This is a genomic window from Curtobacterium sp. ISL-83 (assembly GCF_018613895.1).
Classification (GTDB): domain Bacteria; phylum Actinomycetota; class Actinomycetes; order Actinomycetales; family Microbacteriaceae; genus Curtobacterium.
In genome coordinates, this window is the sequence record NZ_JAGGPH010000016.1 from 136716 (window position 1) to 154583 (window position 17868).

Annotated in this window: 13 protein-coding genes; 2 read left to right on the forward strand and 11 right to left on the reverse strand. The window is 70.7% G+C overall.

The annotated features are described in order from the left end of the window. Positions 1-27 precede the first annotated feature (27 nt). From leuS to J7E22_RS15605, 10 genes are all read right to left on the reverse strand, one after another. Positions 28-2583 carry a leucine--tRNA ligase gene (gene leuS / locus J7E22_RS15560; RefSeq protein WP_214982739.1) on the reverse strand — a complete coding sequence of 852 codons (2556 nt, stop codon included), beginning with the start codon at positions 2581-2583 and terminating at the stop codon, positions 28-30. Positions 2584-2773: 190 nt separating this feature from the next. Beyond that, positions 2774-4471, reverse strand: a complete 1698-nt coding sequence (gene cydC / locus J7E22_RS15565; RefSeq protein ID WP_214982740.1) for a thiol reductant ABC exporter subunit CydC — start codon at positions 4469-4471, stop codon at positions 2774-2776. Further along, entirely contained in the window at positions 4468-6123 is a 1656-nt protein-coding gene (gene cydD / locus J7E22_RS15570; protein WP_214982741.1) for a thiol reductant ABC exporter subunit CydD, read from the reverse strand. The genes cydC and cydD overlap by 4 nt, the downstream gene beginning before the upstream one ends. A 9-nt stretch (positions 6124-6132) precedes the next feature. Further along, complete coding sequence (cydB, locus tag J7E22_RS15575) at positions 6133-7137, reverse strand: cytochrome d ubiquinol oxidase subunit II (RefSeq protein ID WP_214982742.1); 1005 nt, start codon at positions 7135-7137, stop codon at positions 6133-6135. A gap of 18 nt (positions 7138-7155) precedes the next feature. After that, on the reverse strand, positions 7156-8568 hold the full coding sequence (locus tag J7E22_RS15580) for a cytochrome ubiquinol oxidase subunit I (protein WP_214982743.1): 1413 nt from the start codon (positions 8566-8568) through the stop codon (positions 7156-7158). Positions 8569-8849: 281 nt separating this feature from the next. Further along, positions 8850-9785, reverse strand: coding sequence for an ABC transporter substrate-binding protein (locus tag J7E22_RS15585; protein WP_308159274.1), 936 nt, complete (start codon positions 9783-9785; stop codon positions 8850-8852). Next, the gene (locus J7E22_RS15590; RefSeq protein WP_214982744.1) at positions 9782-10519 is read right to left on the reverse strand and encodes an ABC transporter permease; all 738 of its coding nucleotides are present in this window, start codon (positions 10517-10519) and stop codon (positions 9782-9784) included. Before J7E22_RS15590 ends, J7E22_RS15585 begins: the two co-directional genes overlap by 4 nt. After that, entirely contained in the window at positions 10516-11238 is a 723-nt protein-coding gene (locus J7E22_RS15595; RefSeq protein ID WP_214982745.1) for an ABC transporter permease, read from the reverse strand. Before J7E22_RS15595 ends, J7E22_RS15590 begins: the two co-directional genes overlap by 4 nt. Then, positions 11235-12104: an ABC transporter ATP-binding protein gene (locus J7E22_RS15600; RefSeq protein WP_214982746.1), complete on the reverse strand. Its 870-nt coding sequence runs from the start codon at positions 12102-12104 to the stop codon at positions 11235-11237. Before J7E22_RS15600 ends, J7E22_RS15595 begins: the two co-directional genes overlap by 4 nt. Before the next feature lie 250 nt (positions 12105-12354). After that, complete coding sequence (locus J7E22_RS15605) at positions 12355-13002, reverse strand: TetR/AcrR family transcriptional regulator (RefSeq protein ID WP_308159275.1); 648 nt, start codon at positions 13000-13002, stop codon at positions 12355-12357. Positions 13003-13222: 220 nt separating this feature from the next. Here J7E22_RS15605 and J7E22_RS15610 point away from each other — a divergent pair, with 220 nt between their 5' ends. Beyond that, on the forward strand, positions 13223-14287 hold the full coding sequence (locus J7E22_RS15610) for an App1 family protein (RefSeq protein ID WP_214982748.1): 1065 nt from the start codon (positions 13223-13225) through the stop codon (positions 14285-14287). Positions 14288-14419: 132 nt separating this feature from the next. After that, positions 14420-16294: a glycoside hydrolase family 15 protein gene (locus J7E22_RS15615; protein ID WP_214982749.1), complete on the forward strand. Its 1875-nt coding sequence runs from the start codon at positions 14420-14422 to the stop codon at positions 16292-16294. Positions 16295-16413: 119 nt separating this feature from the next. On the opposite strand, the gene J7E22_RS15620 is transcribed toward J7E22_RS15615, so the two are convergent. Continuing rightward, on the reverse strand, positions 16414-17787 hold the full coding sequence (locus J7E22_RS15620) for a glucose-6-phosphate dehydrogenase (RefSeq protein ID WP_214982750.1): 1374 nt from the start codon (positions 17785-17787) through the stop codon (positions 16414-16416). Between the last annotated feature and the right edge of the window lie 81 nt (positions 17788-17868).

Consider the following 17868-nt stretch of genomic DNA (forward strand, 5'->3'; position numbering starts at 1 on the left):
CACGCAGCCCACGCAGCCCGGGACGGATCAGCCCTTGATCGCGATGTTCACGAGCTTCGGCGCCCGCACGATCACCTTCACGATCTCCCGGTCCCCGATGTACCGCTGCACGCTCGCCGACGACCGCGCGAGTTCCTCGAGCGCGGCGGGCTCGATCGACTTCGACACCTCGAACGAGTCCCGCACCTTCCCGTTCACCTGCACGACCGCCGTCAACGTCTCCTGCACGAGCAGCGTCGGGTCGGCCTTGCGCCACCCGTACGTGGCGACCGTGGCCTCGTAGCCCAGCATCTCCCACATCTCCTCGCCGGTGTACGGCGCGAAGACGCTCAAGCCGAGGGTGATCGTCTCGACGGCCTCCCGGACGGCGGGGTCGCCCGCTCCCGGGCCGCTGTCGATCGCCTTCCGGGTCACGTTGACCAGGTCCATGAGCCGTGCGATGACGACGTTGAACTTGAACGCCTCCATCATCCCCGGCGCGTCGGCCAGGAACCGGTGCGTGACCTGACGCAGGGCACGGTCGCCGTCGGCCCAGACCACGTCCTTCGTCGAGGTGACGTCCTGCGCGAGCCGGTAGGCGCGCGCCAGGAACCGTGCGGAGGCCGCCGGCGAGACGTCCTCCCAGTTGATGTCGTCCTCGGGCGGCCCGGCGAAGCCCATCACCAGGCGGATCGCGTCGACGCCGTTCGCGTCGAGTTCGTCACCGAGCGAGACACCGCCCTTCGACTTCGACATCTTCGAGCCGCCGGAGAGCACCATGCCCTGGTTGAGCAGCGCCGAGAACGGCTCGGTGAAGTCCAGGTACCCCAGGTCGAACAGCACCTTCGTGACGAACCGTGCGTAGAGCAGGTGCAGGATCGCGTGCTCGATGCCGCCGATGTACTGGTCGACCGGCGCCCACTTCCGGGCGGCGGCGGGGTCGAACGCCTGGGTGTCGTCGGTCGCCGACAGGAACCGCAGGAAGTACCACGACGAGTCGACGAAGGTGTCCATCGTGTCGGTGTCGCGGAGCGCCGGGCTGCCGTCGACGGGGTTCGGCACGTTCACCCAGTCGGTGGCCCCACCGAGCGGCGAGGTGCCCTTCGGCTTCAGGTCGAGCCCCTCGGTCGACGGCAGCCGCACCGGCAGCTGGTCGAAGTCCACCGGGTGCTCGGTGCCGTCCGCGCCGTGGATGATCGGGATCGGGGTGCCCCAGAAGCGCTGGCGGGAGATCAGCCAGTCGCGCAGCCGGTACGTCTTCGCGGCACGCCCGGTGCCGCGCTCCTCGAGCAGGCGGATCGCTGCGGTGATCGCGTGCTGCTTCGACATCCCGTCGAGCGGCCCGGAGTTGATCATCCGACCCTGGCCGGTCAGGGCCTTGCCCGTCGCGACGGGGTCGAGCACCGGCAGGTCGAAGTCGTCGAGCGTGGCCCCCTCCGGGATCACCGGGATCGATCCGGTGACGGCGGCGTTCGTGTCCACGACCACCCGCACGGGCAGGTCGTAGGTGCGCGCGAAGTCGAGGTCGCGCTGGTCGTGCGCGGGCACCGCCATCACGGCTCCGTGGCCGTAGTCGGCGAGCACGTAGTCGGCGGCCCAGACCGGCAGGCGTTCGCCCGTCAGCGGGTGGATCGCGAACCGGTCGAGCGGCACGCCGGTCTTCGGCCGCTCGGCGTTCTGCCGGTCGATCTCGGACGTCTTCTGCGTCGCCGTCAGGTACGCGTCGAAGTCGGCGCGCACCGAGGGTGCAGCGGACGAGACGAGCTCAGCCGCCAGGTCGGAGTCCGGCGCGACCACCAGGAACGTCACGCCGTGGATCGTGTCGGGACGGGTCGTGAACACCGTGACGGGCTCGTCGCGCCCCTCGATCTGGAAGTCGACGTCGGCACCGACCGACCGGCCGATCCAGTTCCGCTGCTGCGCGATGACCTTCGCCGGCCACCGTCCCTCGAGCTGGTTGAGGTCGTCGAGCAGCCGGTCCGCGTAGTCCGTGATCTTGAAGTACCACTGCGTCAGCTTCTTCTTGACGACGACGGCCCCGGAGCGGTCGGACGTGCCGTCGGGCAGCACCTGCTCGTTCGCGAGCACGGTCTGGTCCACCGGGTCCCAGTTGACCCAGCTGTCCTTCCGGTAGGCCAGGCCCTTCTCGTACATCTTCAGGAACAGCCACTGGTTCCACTTGTAGTACTCGGGATCCGAGGTGTGGATCTCGGTCGACCAGTCGAAGGACGGCGCGTAGCGCTTGAAGGACGCCTTCTGCTGCGCGATGTTCGCGTACGTCCACTCCTTCGGGTCGACGCCGCGCTTGATCGCCGCGTTCTCCGCGGGCAGCCCGAACGAGTCCCACCCGATCGGGTGCAGCACGTTGAAGCCCTGCTGCCGCCAGTACCGCGCCACGAAGTCGCCGAGCGCCCAGTTCTCGGCGTGCCCCATGTGCAGGTCACCCGACGGGTACGGGAACATCTCGAGGATGTACTTGCGCGGTCGCGTGTCGTCGAGGTCGGTCGTGAAGAGCCCGAGTTCCTCCCAGCGGGGCTGCCACTTCTCCTGCAGACGACGGAAGTCGTAGGCGTTCGGGTCCTCGGGGTACGGCTCGGTGGTCACGGAACTCTCAATCGGTCTGGAGGCACGGCTCACGCCCGTCGGGCATGGTCCGGTTGTCAAGATTACAAGCCGGGAGGCTCGCCCCGCGCCGTCGTGACGGCTCACGTGCCGCAGACGGTCGGCTCCCGCCCCGCAGATGCCCCGGGTCGCACGCCGCGGGTCCCAGGACCCCGGTCCACCGACGGCGGGTTCAGGCGTCGACGAGCCGGCCGTCCCGCATCCGCAGGGACCGGTCGACCAGGTCACGTGCGACCGGGACGTGCGACACGATCACGACCGAACGACCAGCCGCACGCGCGGTGGTCACCAGATCCCGCAGCACGGTGTCGCCGAGGTCGGGGTCGATGTCCGCGGTCGGTTCGTCGAGCACGAGCACGGGGAACGCGTGCAACAGCGCCCGCGCGAGTGCGAGCCGGTGCGCCTGTCCGCCGGAGACCAGCACGCCCCGCTCCCCCACGGAGGCGTCGAGGCCGCCGCGACGCGCGAGCCAGTCACCGAGCCCGACCCGCTCCAGGACGGCGACCAGGTCGTCGTCGGTCGCGGACTCCCGGGCGAACAGCAGGTTCTGCCGCACCGACTGGTCGAACACGAACGGGTCCTGCTCGATGAGCCCGACGCGGGCACGGACGGCGTCCGGGTGCAGGTCCTTCGCGGAGACCCCGTCGATCGTGTACGTGCCGTCGTGGTCCACGAACCGGACCAGGGCGTCGACGAGCGTCGACTTGCCGGCGCCGCTCGGTCCCTCGAGCACGACGACCTCGCCGGGGAGCAGCTCGAACGAGACACCGTCGACCGCCGGACGGTCCGCGCCCGGCCACCGCACCGAGAGGTCGCGGACCGCGATCGTCACAGGGCCGTCGACCACCAGGGACTCCGGGTCGGCCGGTCCATCGGGCTCGGCGACGATGCCGGCGGGCGCCTCGGCGGGCACGACGGTCTCGATGCGCTCGGCCGCCGCACGCACCCGTCGGGAGGTCAGGACCGCGAGCGGCACCGCTCCGACGACGTCGAACAGGGCGAGCGGCACGAAGACCGCGAGTGCCCAGAGCGGCCCGTCGAGTGCGCCCGACACCACCGAGGGCGCCCCGACCGCCAGGATGCCGATCACCGCGGCCCCGCCGACGAGTCCGACGAGCGCACCCACCAGGGACTCCACGCTGCCGCGCCGCCGGACCGCCCGGGTCACGTCGGCGTCGAGCCGGGCGAGGTGCGCGAGCCGCTCGTCGAGGGTGCCGTACGCCGCGAAGACGTCGAGCGTCCGAACGGTGTCGAGGACCAGGTCGGCGAGGTGTCCCCGCGCAGCCGCGGTGGCCCGGTCGGACTGCTCGGCGATCGCGCGCGTGGCGATCGTGCCCACGAGCCCCGCGACGACCAGCGCCAGGAGCAGCACGAGTGCGGCGGGGACCGAGACGATCGCGACGGCCACCACGGAGAGCACGGCCACGGTCGCGGCGGACACCAGGGGCCCGACGACCCGGATCGGCAGGTCCTGCAGCCGGTCGGTGTCGGTCACGAGCCGGGTGAGCAGGTCACCGCGCCCGGTCGCGCCGAGGCCCGTCGGCGCGACGGACGAGAGCCGCCGGTACATCTCGGTGCGGACGACGGCGAGCTGTCGGAACGATGCGTCGTGGCCCGCGAGCCGGTCGACGTACCGCAGGGCCGCGCGGCCAAGCGCGAACGCCCGCACCCCGACCATCACCAGCGTCAGGTACAGGATCGGCGGGTGCTCCGCGGCCCGCGTGATCAGGTAGCCGCTCGCGGCCAGGAGCGCCACCGCGCACACGGCGCTCAGCGCGCCGGCGGCGACCGCCTTCGCCCAGCCGGCACCGCGTGGCACGGCGAGCCACAGGACGGACGTGGACCGGGCCTCCCGGCCGGCCGCGCTCATGCCGCGGCTCCGCGCTCACCGGACACCGAGGCGGACACCGCGACGCCGCCGCCGGTCCGGACGTCCACCCGGAGGTCCCCGACGGCCACGACCGCGGGTCGGTGGCTCGCGACGACGACCACGGCACCTGCAGCCGCGAGCGCGCGGATCGCGGCGATGACGTGGGCTTCCGCGTCGGGGTCGAGGGCCGACGTCGGCTCGTCGAGCAGGACCAGGGGGGTCCGGACCCGTCGGGCCCGGTACAGGGCGCGGGCGACCGCGACGCGTTGCGCCTGGCCGCCGGACAGTCCGGCACCGGCTGCTCCGACCGGGAGGCCCGGCTCGACTCCCAGCCCGGCGTCGCGGAGCGCGGTCCGCACGTCGGCGTCGTCGGGGGTCGCGCTGAGCGCGACGTTCTCGGCGACCGTCCCGCGGACGAGCCGCGGGCGCTGGTCCGCCCACGTCACGCGATCGGCTGCGGGCCCGCTCCCGGGGAGCACGACGGTGCCCTCGTGCGGCAGGACCCCACGGATCGCGGCGATGAGGCTCGACTTGCCCGAGCCGCTCGGCCCGGCGAGGACGACGATCGCGCCGGCGGGGGCCCGGAGGTCCACCGGGCCGATGACCGCGTCGGGGCGTCGGACGAGCAGCCCGTCGAGCTCGAGGGCCGTGCTGGCGGGTTCGACCACGGTGGTCGTCGCGGCCGCGGTCTCGTCGTCGAGGACGTCGAGCACGGCGGCCGAGGCCTCGACGCCGTCCTGTGCGGCGTGGAAGTCCGCACCGACCTGCCGGATCGGGGCGAACGCCTCGGGGGCGAGCACGAGCACGAACATCGCGGCCCCGAGCCCGAGGGACCCGTCGACCAGGCGGATGCCGATCGACACCGCGACCAGGGCCACGGACAGGCTGGCGGCGAGTTCGAGCGCGAAGCCGCTCACGAAGGACAGCCGCAGGACCGCGATCGTGCCGCGTCGGTACTCGTCGGTCAGCGTGCTGATCCGGCCGACCTGCCGACGGGCGCGGCCGAACACCTTGAGTGTCGCGAGCCCCTCCACCGCCTCGGTGAACCCGCCGCCGAGCCGGGCCAGCGCGTCGGCTTGCCGGCGCTGCAGCGACTGCGTGGCGAGTCCGATCAGGATCATGAACACCGGGATCACGGGCAGGGCGCAGAGGACGATGATCCCGCTCGTCAGGTCACCGAAGCCGATGGCGACCAGGAGCACCGGTGTGGCGACCGCCGTGAGCGCGAGCTGCGGCAGGTACCGCCCGAAGTAGGCGTCGAGTGCGTCCAGCCCGGGTCCCAGCGTCGTGGCGAACCCCGCGCTCGAGCGCCCGGCGAGCCACTCGGGGCCCCGGTCGGCCGCCCGCGCCAGGACCGTCGCTCGGAGCTCGCTCTTCACCCGCGCCGCGGCACGGGCCGCGAGGTCGTCGGTGGCCCACGCCGCGGCCGCCCGGACGAGGACGGCCACGGCGAGGAGCGCCAACGCCTGGACGAACGTCGGCGGGAGCGAGCCGTGCCCGACGGCGTCGACGCCGAGCGTCACGGCCGCCGCGATCCCCCAGGCGATGGCGATCGTCGCCACCGTCCGGACCAGGCCGGTGCCGGCGGCGGCCAGCACGAAGCCGCGCGCCGTCCGGGACAGGCGCAGGAGCCGCGGGTCGAGGGGCTTCACGGCCGGGCCCTAGTGCGCGGCCTGGGTGATCTGGGCCCGCGAGACACGCTTGCGGAACACCCAGTAGGTCCAGGCCTGGTAGGCGAACACGAGGGGTACGAAGACCAGCGCGACCCAGCTCATCACCGTCAGCGTGTAGGTCCCGCTCGAGGCGTTGTACACGTTCAGGCTGTTCGCGGGGTCGTTGGTGGCGGGCATGACGTCGGGGAAGACGGCCGTGAACATCGAGAGCACGATCGCCGCGATCGTCACCGCCATCAGCGTGAACGCCCGGCCCTCTCGTCCCCAGGCGGTGCAGAGCACGGCGAGCACGAGGGCCAGCGCCGCGACGACGGACAGGACGAGCGAGGTGGCGGTCGCCCGGACGAACGCCATGGACACGAGGAACACGGCACCGACCACGATCGTCAGGATGCCCGACCGCGTTGCCAGGCGCTTCGCACGCTCGCGGATCTCGCCCTCGGTCTTCAGCGCGACGAACACCACCCCGTGCGTGAAGAACACCAGCAGGGTGGTGCACCCCGCCAACAGCGCGAACGGGTTGAGCAGGTCGAACAGCGTGCCGGTGTAGTTGTGGCCGGCGTCCATCGGGATGCCGCGGACCACGTTGCCGAAGGCCACGCCCCACAGGAACGACGGCACCGCACTGCCGACCACGATCATCAGGTCGAAGCGGCGCTTCCACGCGAGGTACTTGTTCTGGTGCCGGTACTCGAAGGAGACACCGCGCAGGATGAGCGCGGCCAGGATCAGCAGCAGCGCGAGGTAGAAGCCGGAGAACATCGTCGCGTACCACTCGGGGAACGCCGCGAACAGGCACGCACCGGCGACGATGACCCAGGTCTCGTTGAGGTCCCACACCGGGCCGATGGTGTTGATGAGCACGCGACGGTCGGTGTCGTCCCGGCCGAGGAACGGGAGGGACATCCCGACGCCGAAGTCGAAGCCGTCGAGGACGAAGTAGCCGACGAAGAAGACGCCGACGATCGCGAACCAGAGAACGGGCAGGTCCATGTCAGGCAGCTTCCATTGCTAGTAGACCGTCACTTCGTGCTTGACCTCGCCCGTCGCGGCGTCGACCTCGGCAGGAGCAGCCGGGCCCTCCTGGGCGACCTTCTTGATGAGCTTGAACTCGACCACCGCGAGCGATCCGTAGATGGCCGTGAACACCACCAGGGAGATGAGGACCTCGAGCCCCGTCACGTTCGGCGAGACCCCGTCCGCGGTCCGCAACAGCCCGAACACGAGCCACGGTTGCCGACCCATCTCGGTGAAGATCCAGCCGACGATCATCGCGGCCATCGGGAGCGGGACGGACCACGTCGCGACGCGCCAGATCCAGCGCTGCGTCGGGAACCGGCCCTTCCGCGTCAGCCAGAGGCCGGCGAGCGAGATCGCCACCGCGCCGACGCCGAGGGCGATCATCCACCGGAAGGACCAGTAGGTGACCCAGATGATCGGCTTGTAGTTGCCGGGGCCGTACACGTGGCTGTACTGCGCCTGCAGGTCGTTGATGCCCTCGACGGTGCCGTTGAAGGTGTGCGTCGACAGGAACGAGAGCAGGTACGGCACACGGATCGAGAACAGCTCGTGGACGCCGTCCGGGGTGCCGAGCGTGAAGATCGAGAACGAGGCGTCCTTGCCGGTGGCGGTGTTGTAGAGCGCCTCCGCCGCGGCCATCTTCATCGGCTGCGTGTCGACCATCGTCAGGCCGAGCTGGTCGCCGGTCAGCACCGTGAGGGCCCCGGCGGCGAGCATCGTCCACATGCCGAACTTCAGCGCCGGCAGCATCGTCTCGAGGTTCTGGTTCCGAGCCAGGTGGTACGCGGCGACCGAGATGATCACCGCCGCTGCGACCATGAAGCACGCGAAGAGCGTGTGCGGGAAGGCGGCGAGGGCGACCTTGTTGCCGAGCACCGCCCAGATGTCGGTGAGTTCGGCCCGACCCTTCGCCGGGTTCATCGCGAACCCGACCGGGTGCTGCATGAAGGCGTTGGCGGCGATGATGAAGTACGCCGACATGATCGTGCCCGCGCTCACGCACCAGATGCTCGCCAGGTGCAGTCCCTTGGGCAGGCGGTCCCACCCGAAGATCCAGATGCCGATGAACGCGGCCTCGAAGAAGAACGCCAGGATGCCCTCGAGCGCGAGCGGTGCCCCGAAGACGTCGCCGACGAACCGGGAGTAGTTGGACCAGTTCATGCCGAACTGGAACTCCTGCACGATGCCCGTGACGACCCCCATCGCGAAGTTGATGAGGAAGATCCGTCCGAAGAACCGGGTCAACTGCAGGTAGTGCGCGCGCCCCGTCCGGTACCAGGCGGTCTGGAACACGGCCACGACGACGGCCATGCCGATCGTCAGCGGGACGAAGACGAAGTGGTAAATGGTCGTGAGACCGAACTGCCACCGCGACAGGATGAGCGGATCGAGGAGGTCGTTCATGCGGCGCGTCCGTGTCGGCTCGCCGCGCGCTGTTCGTGCACGTCAGTTGCTTCCTGTGGAGGGGAACTTCTGCCTGTCACATCCATTGGGACGTCTCCACGGTACTGCGCTCGACCCCGTTTCGACAACTTGTAGAACCCGGTGTTGCACAAACGTGCATGGCCTCTGATCGGCACAACCGTGCGGAACAGGTGTGCCGCACGGGCACCCCCGAGAACGACGACAGGTGCCGGGCAGTTGCCCGACACCTGTCGTTTTCCTGGTGGCCGTGCGGCCGAGGCCTACAGCAGGTTGTGGTCCTGCAGGAACGCCTTCGCGACCGACGCCGCGGACTTCTGGTCGACCGAGTTCTGCCGGTCGAGCTCGATGAGGGCCTCGGTGGTGAGGACCTTGTTCACCTTCTCGATCGCGTCGGCTGCCTTCGAGTCGAGCTTCTTCGACACGATCGGCGTGACGTTGTTCGCCGGCACGAGGTGCTTCGGGTCCTCGAGCGTGACGAGCTTCTCGGTCTTGATCGAGGCGCTGGCGGAGTAGATGTCCGCGACCTGCGCGTCACCGTCCTGGATCGCCTTGATCGTCAGGGGGCCGCCGGAGTCGTTCTGCTGGTCCACCTGACCGGTGATGCCGTACTTCTCCTTGAGCCCCTTCGGGCCGTACGCCGCGGTGGCGAACTCGGGGTTGGCGGCGATCGAGATCGTGCCCCCGATCTTCGACAGGTCGGCGATGGTCTTCAGGTTGTACTTGTCGGCCGTCGCCTTCGTGACGGTGTAGGTGTCGGCGTCGGACGCCGCGGCGGACGACAGTGCCTTCACACCGGACGGCAGCGCGGTGGCGAGGGCGGAGTTGATGCCGTCCGTCGTCGTCTCGGTCGTGGTGGGCTTGCCGTTCTCCTGCAGCAGGAAGTTCAGCAGGTTGCCGTTGTACTCCGGGAAGACGGTGATGCTCCCCTTCGCGACCTCGGGCCAGTACGCCTTGCGCTGGCCGATGTTGAGCTGCTTCTTCACGGTGAAGCCCGCGTGCTGGAGCTCCTGCGCGTAGAGCTCGGCGATGATCTCGTTCGACGGGTAGGCCTGCGACCCGACGACGATGGTCTTGGAGTCGCCCGAGCCGGAGCCGGACTTGAGCGGGTCGCTCGACGAGCAGCCCGCGAGGGCGATGGCGGCGGCGGTCGCGACGGCGATGGTCGCGGCGAGACGCCGGGTGGGTGCTGTGATCACGGGTGGGTTCCTTCCACAGGGGTTGATGCTCGTGGTGCCGAGCTGGTGCTGCGCCGCGACGGACGCGCGGTTCCCGCGGTGATGCCCGCGGGGACGGCGAGCCGCTGCAGGACGGCGAAGATGATCTCGAACGCGATCGCCAGGGCGATCACGACGAGCGATGCGCCGAGGACCTCGACGTAGTCCGAGTTGGCGAGGCCGGAGAAGGCGTAGCCGCCCAGTCCGCCCGCGTTGATGTAGGCCGCCAGCGTGACGGTGGCCACGACCTGGAGGACGGACGCGCGGATGCCACCGACGATGAGGGGCAGCGCGAGCGGGATCTCGACCTTGCCGAGGATCTGCCACGCGGTCATGCCCTGCGCGCGGGCCGCGTCGATCGTGACACGGTCCACCGCCTCGACCCCGGAGTAGGTGCCGGCGAGGATCGACGGGATCGCGAGGATGACGAACGAGATGATCGGGGCCTGCAGCCCGAGTCCGAGCCACAGCGCCAGCAGCGTCAGGAGCCCGAGCGTCGGGAGGGCCCGGATGCCGCCGGAGAAGCCCACCGCGAGGCTGCGGCCCTTGCCGGTGTGTCCGATCAGGAGACCGAGCGGCACCGCGATCACCATCGCGATCGCGACCGTGAGGAGCGTGATGCCGACGTGCTGGCCGAGCCGGACCAGGATGGCGTCCTGGCCGACGTTGTTCGCGGGGGCGAAGATCCACGCGATGCCCTGGAGGAAGAGGTTCATGCGGTGACCTCCCCGGACCGGACCTCGGCGGCAGCGCGACGGCGGACGGACCGTGCGGCGCGCCCGGTGCCGCGGGTCCACGGCATGAGCAGGCGTCCGATGAGCACCAGCAGGCCGTCGATCACGAGCGCCAGGACGATCGTCAGGACGATCCCGGTGAGGATCTCGGCACTGATGCCCCGCTTCAGCCCGTCGGTCAGCAGGAAGCCGAGGTTCGCGATCCCGAGCAGCGCACCGACGGTGACGAGACTGACCGTCGACACCGCGACGACCCGGATCCCGGCGAGCAGCACGGGCCCGGCGAGCGGGAACTCCACGCGGAAGAACCGCTGCGTGGGCGAGTACCCGAGGGCTTCGGCCGCGCCGACCACCGCCGGGTCGACCGCGTCGATGGCATCCGCAGCGGAGCGCGCCATCAGCGCGACGCCGTAGATCGTCAGCGCGATCACGACGTTGATCGGGTCGAGGATGTTCGTGCCGAGCACCGCGGGCAGGGCGAGGAACAGCGGGAAGGACGGGATCGCGTAGAGCAGGCTCGCGACGACGACGATGGTGGAGCCCGTCGCCCGGGCCGCCCCCGAGCGCTTCCGCAACCGGGAGACGAGCAGCCCGAGCGGCACGGACAGCACGAAGCTGATCACGATCGGCGGGAGCGCCAACCAGATGTGCGCGATCAGGTTCGAGGTGATCGTGTCGAGGTTCCCCAGGACCCAGTTCACACGTCTCCCCGGTGCTGCTGCGGCACGGCCTGTGCGGCGTCGACGACCTGGACCGGCCCGGTGAGCACGCCGGCTGCCCGGCCCTCACCGTCCACCACGATCGGCCCGGTCGGGGTCTGCTCGACGCGGAGGGCACGACGGCCGCGCCCGGCGCCGATGAAGTTGGCCACGAAGTCGTCGGCGGGTTCGGCGAGGATCTGCGCTGGCGTGCCGAGCTGGGCGATCTCGCCGCCCTTCTGGAGGATGACGACCTGGTCGCCGAGCTTGAACGCCTCGTCGATGTCGTGCGTGACGAACACCACCGTCTTGCCGAGCTCGCGCTGCAGCCGGATGAGCTCGTCCTGCAGGTCGTTGCGCACCAGGGGGTCCACCGCACCGAACGGCTCGTCCATGAGCAGGATGTTCGGGTCGACGGCCAACCCCCGGGCCACGCCGACACGCTGCTGCTGCCCGCCGGAGAGCTGCGACGGGTAGCGGTCCGCGAACGCCCGGTCGAGTCCGACGGTGTCCATGAGGTCCAGGGCGCGCTGACGCGCTTCGGCCTTCGGGACGCCGGTCAGGAGCGGGACGGTCGCGATGTTGTCGACCACCTTGCGGTGCGGCAGGAGGCCCGCGTTCTGCATCACGTAGCCGATGCGGCGACGGAGCTGCACGGGGTCCACACCGGTGACGTCCTCGCCGTCGATCTCGACCGTGCCGGACGACGGGTCGACCATGCGGTTGATCATCCGGAGGAGCGTGGTCTTGCCGCTGCCGCTCGACCCGACGAGCACCGTCGTGGTGCGCGAGGGGATGACGAGACTGAATTCGTCGACCGCGCTGGTGCCGTCCGGGTACGTCTTGCGTACCGACCGGAACTCGATCATGGGTGCCCTTCTGTTCGGAGGTAGCCCGACTCCGCACGAGAGTACCCGCCGGGTCCGACAGCGGTTGCGTCGTGACGATCCGTGACGGTTCCCGGCGGGTCGCGCACATCGGACACCGATCCCGCGTGCACCGGACACCGAGACCGCGGATCGCGGACGTCGACGCCCGCGTCGGAGCACACCACAACGCGCCACGACGCCCGCGCTCCCTGTTCGGAGCGCGGGCGTCGTGGGATCGGACCGGTGTGCCTCAGGCCGCGGCGAGCACCGAACCCATGTAGCTGTGGCTCATCGCGCGGAAGGCCTCGACGAGGTCGAGATCGGGGTGCTCCCGATCTGCGAGCGCACGCGCGAGCACGGCGTGTCCCGACTCGGCGAGCACCGTCCACGCACGCGAGATCGCCTCGGTGTCGGGCAGCCCGAACCGCTCGCGCATGACCTGGCCGACCGCGCCGCCGAGTGCCGCCATGCGGTCCTCGCCGTCGCCGGAGCCGGTGTCCCCCGCGTCGCCGAACCGGATCGCGCGGAACCCGGGTTCGGTGCGGTACATCTCCGCGGTCAGGTCGATGAGTGCGTCACACCCGGACTGCCACGTGTCCGCGCCGCTGGCGTCGAGGGCCTCGACGAAGCGCGCGCCCAGTCGCTGGGTGCAGCGGATCGCCAGCGCCTCGACCACGGCGATGCGGTCGGGGAAGTAGCGGTAGACGGTGCCGATGGACGCGCCGGCGCGCTCGGCGACCATGGCGGTCGTCAGGCGCTCGAACCCGATGTCGTCGATCACCGCGGCAGCGGCGTCGAGGAGCCCGGCGAGGCGCGCCGAACTGCGGGCTTGGACCGGCTCGTTCCTGAGCAGTGATGATCCCCCCGGCAGTGCGTTCGATACCTCGGTGACGAGCACGTGTTCTCCTCTTCCCGCCGTGACGGGTTCCTTGCATGGTCGTGGCGGGACAACTCTCGCAGAGACCGGCTGGAACATCGCTGCGACTCTCCCATCCACGCGAGCACTCGTGTCCGGCCGGCCGTTCGAGCTGCCGTGCGCGTCGCGCCGGCATCCGCGAGCACCCGCGCGCCCCGAACGCGGTGGGCGACTTGTCGCACGACCGTGGGATGATGGCACGATGCCCGACCCGACGCCCCACGAGCCGTCGCTGGCCGAGCCGATCCTGCACCGGGCGGCCCGGATCGAGGACTCCATCCAGGAGTTCCGCGAACAGCGCGCCGTCCGCCACGGTCTCGTACCGACCGTGATCCCGTACACCGGCTACGGCGCACCGGGGTGGGTCCGGGTGCTGTGCCGCGTGCTGCTCACCCGTCGCGGCCTGGCCTCCGACGCCGCGTACCAGGGCGTGCGCGGGTGGCGGAGCTTCACGAGCGTCGCCGTGGACCACGCCGAGGTCACCGTGACCGCCGGCGGCAGCAGCCACGTCGTGCGGTCGGACCGCGGCGGGGTCGTCGACACCATCGTCCCGATCGACCTCGAGCCGGGCTGGCAGACCATCAAGTTGTCCGCCGGCGGGATGCGCGACGTCGACGCCTCGGTCTTCGTGGTGCACCCGGACACCCGCTTCGGCCTCCTGTCCGACATCGACGACACCGTGATGGTCACCTCGCTCCCCCGGCCGATGCTCGCGGCGTGGAACTCCTTCGTCCTCACCGAGCACGCACGCCGTCCCGTGCCCGGCATGTCCGTGCTGTACGAACGGATCCTCGCCCAGCACCCCGGGGCCCCGACCGTCTACCTGTCGACCGGCGCCTGGAACGTCGCCCCGACCCTCCAGCGCTTCCTGACGCGCAACATGTACCCGTCCGGCACGCTGCTGCTCACCGACTGGGGTCCCACCCACAACCGCTTCTTCCGCAGCGGGCAGCTCCACAAGCACGAGAACCTGCGGCGGCTCGCGAAGGACTTCCCGGACGTCCAGTGGCTCCTGGTGGGCGACGACGGGCAGCACGACGAGAACCTCTACGGCGACTTCGCCCGCGAACACCCCGAGAACGTCGCCGGCGTCGCGATCCGGCAGCTCTCCACGAGCGAGGCCGTGCTGGCCGGTGGCCGTTCCCGCGCACAGGAGCGGTCCCGTGACTCCGCGGCTCCCTGGGTCTACGCGCCCGACGGGGCAGGCATGTGGTCCGAGCTCGCCCGCGTCGGCCTCGCCGACCGTTCGGACGACGCCCCGGTCTGAGTCCCGACGGTCGCGACCTCGCCCCGGCCTGAGCCCGGACGCTCGCGACCCTGTCCCGGTCTGAACCCTCCCTCAGCCCGCTCCGTCCGCTGTCCGTGCCGCCGGACGCCCGCCGAGTGGTTCGATCGGAGGATGAGCACCAACGGCATCGAGGACCACGCCCTCATCGGCGACACCTACACCGCAGCCCTCGTGCGCCGCGACGGCATGATCGACTGGGCGTGCCTGCCCCGGTTCGACAGTCCCTCCACGTTCGCCGCCCTCCTCGGGGACGAGCACCACGGGCACTGGAGCCTGCGGCCGACCGACCCGGGCGCGACCGCCGTCCGGCGCTACGAGGACGACACGCTCGTGCTCACGACCGTCTGGACGACGAGCACGGGCGTCGCCGAGGTCACCGAGTTCATGCCGGTCGGCGCCCACCGCGCCACCATCGTCCGCCGTGTCCGCGGACTGCAGGGAACGGTCGAGATGCGCCAGATCCTGCGCATCCGGTTCGACTACGCCCGAGCGCTCCCGTGGATGCGTCAGATCGGCGACGACGAGGCTCCCGAGCTCATCGCCACAGCCGGTCCCGGGTCGATCGTCGTCCGTGGGATCCGGTTCCACGCCGACGACCACCGGCACATGGCGACGACGTCCGTGCACGACGGTGACGTCGTCGACACGACCCTCACCTGGTACCCGTCGCACCGCGAGCCGCCGGAGCCGATCGACATCGACGCCGCGCTGCACCAGACCACCACCTGGTGGCGCGACTGGATGTCGACGGCACGGACCGAGGGGCGCTACGCCGAGGCGAGCCGACGCTCCCTGCTGCTCCTCCGCGCGATGACCCACGGCGAGACCGGCGGTGTCGTGGCGGCCGCGACCACGAGCCTCCCGGAGGACCCGGGCGGCGAACGCAACTGGGACTACCGCTACGTGTGGTTGCGCGACGCGTCCCTCGCGCTCGCGTCGCTGATCGCCCACGGCTACCGGGACGAGGCCGCGCACTGGCGCGGCTGGCTGCTCCGCGCCATCGCCGGCGACCCCGCCGACGTGCAGATCATGTACGGCATCGCCGGGGAACGCGAACTGCCCGAGCGGGAACTCGACAACCTGCCCGGGTACGCGGACTCGAAGCCCGTGCGCGTCGGCAACGGCGCGTACACGCAGTACCAGGGCGACGTGTTCGGCGAGGTCCTGTCCGCCCTGCACGACGCGCGCGAACTCGGCGTCGAGGAGAACGCCGACTCCTGGGCGCTGCAGCGTGCCCTGCTCGGCTACGTCGAGCAGCACTGGCAGGAGCCGGACAACGGCATCTGGGAGATGCGCGGCCCCCGCCGCCACTTCACCCACTCGCGGGCGATGATCTGGGCGGCGTTCGACCGCGGGGTCGCCGCCGTCGAGGAGTTCGGGCTCGAGGGCCCCGTTGACCGCTGGCGGAGTCTCCGCGACCAGGTGCGGGCCGAGATCGAGGAGCACGGCTGGAACGCCGAGCGCCAGAGCTACCGGCAGCACTACGACACCGACGAGGTCGACGCGAGCCTGCTCGTCCTCCCCCAGATCGGCTACGTGCCCGCACACGACCCGCGGATGCTCGGGACCGTCGCGGCCATCGAGCAGGACCTCCGGACCGGGTCGGACGGCCTCGTGCTCCGCTACCGGACGTCGTCGGGCTTCGACGGGCTCTCGGGCAGCGAGCACCCGTTCCTGGCGTGCTCGTTCTGGCTCGTCGAGCAGTACGCGGCGTCGGGCCGGGTCGAGGACGCCGAACGCCTGATGGACGTCCTCGTGGGGTACGCGAACGACGTCGGCATGCTCTCCGAGGAGATCGACATCGCCACCGGTCACCACATCGGCAACACACCCCAGGCGCTGTCGCACCTGACGCTCGTGTCGGCAGCGGACGCGATCGCACGGGCGCGGGGAGCCGCGGTCGGCCACCGGACCCGCCTGGCCGTGCACGACGGCGGGACGCGGTCCTGGACGGGCGAGGGCGAGCGGGCCGGCATGCCCGGATGAGGTCGGCTCGACGCGGGTCGGTCGACCCGAGTCGCACGTGACGGACGGGAGGCGCGGTGCCAGCTGGCACCGCGCCTCCCGTCCGTCAGGGGGTCGTGTCGATCACGACGCGTCGTCTGTCAGGACGACGAGACCCAGCCCGCCGGGCCGCGCGAACCGGCGCGGTACTCCTCGAGGGGGACCTTGTCGGCCTTCCACGCGGCGACGACCGGTTCCACGATCTCCCAGCAGCGCTCGGCCACGTCGCCGCGGATCGAGAGCAGCGGGTCGTCGTGGAAGATGCCGTTGAGGACCTCGCCGTACGGGGTCAGCTCGCCGTCGTCGAACGTCGAGGACAGGGTGACCTGTCCCATCTCGAACGGGTTGCCGCCACCGTTGGCCGACACCGTCAGCTCGATCTCGTCCGGGTTCAGGACGATGCGGAGCGTGTCGGTCTTCGGGCGGCCGGAGAGGCCGGACGGCAGACGCGTGACCGGCTTGAAGGTGATGAGGACCTCTTTCCGGCTGGCGCCGAGCGCCTTGCCGGAGCGGAGGGTGAAGGGGACGCCGGCCCAGCGGGCGGTGTCGACCTCGACCTCGATCTCGGCGAGCGTCTCGGTCTCGCGCGACGGGTCGACGCCCTGCTCCTCCTGGTAGGAGGGCAGCTCCTTGCCGTCGATCGTGCCGGCCGTGTAGACCGCACGACGGGAGGCGATGGTCGCGTCGTCGCCCTTGAGCCGCGTCGAGCGGAGCGCCCGAGCGAGCGACGACCGGAACTCGACCGCGTCGATGGCCGCCGGGGCGTCCATCGTCACGAGCCCGAGGATCTGGAGCAGGTGCGACTGGATCATGTCGACCATCGCGCCGGCCTCGTCGTAGTACTGCGCACGGTTCTCGAGCCCGAGGGTCTCGTCGTAGAAGATGTCGACCTTCTCGATGTTCTCCGCGTTCCAGATCGGCTCGAAGAGTCGGTTCGCGAAGCGCAGCCCGATGATGTTCAGCACGGTGGTGCGACCGAGGAAGTGGTCGGTGCGGTGCACACGCTCCTCGGGGACGAGCTTGAGGACGGTCTCGTTGAGGGCCTCAGCGCTGGCGACGTCGGTGCCGAACGGCTTCTCGAACGCCAGTGTCGTGCCCTCGGGGAGCTCGACCTGCTCGAGCGCCTCGCAGATGTCCGACGCGATCTGCGGCGGGAGCGCGAAGTACAGCACCGGCTCGCCGTCCGCCGCGGCGAAGAGGGCCTTGAGGTGCTCGGGGTCGGTCGGGTCGCCCTGGATGAACTCGGTCGAGTCGAGGGTCGCGTCGACCTCCGGGCCCTTGACGTCCTGGGACGCGAAGGACTTGGTCACGATGTCCGTCCACTGCTCGGCGCTGCGGGCGCTGCGGCCCGTGCCGATCAGCTTGACGGGAACCGCTCGACCGCTCTGCAGGAACGTCCCGAGGCCCGGGAGCAGGAGGCGGGAGGCGAGGTCGCCCGTCGCGCCGAAGATGATGAGGGTGCGCTTGTCGGTCACCGGAGGTGACTCCTTTCGCTGTGGTGTGGGGAGGTCCGCTTCACGGTAAGCCGTGGAGGGTCCGGATGATTCCCGGTTTCA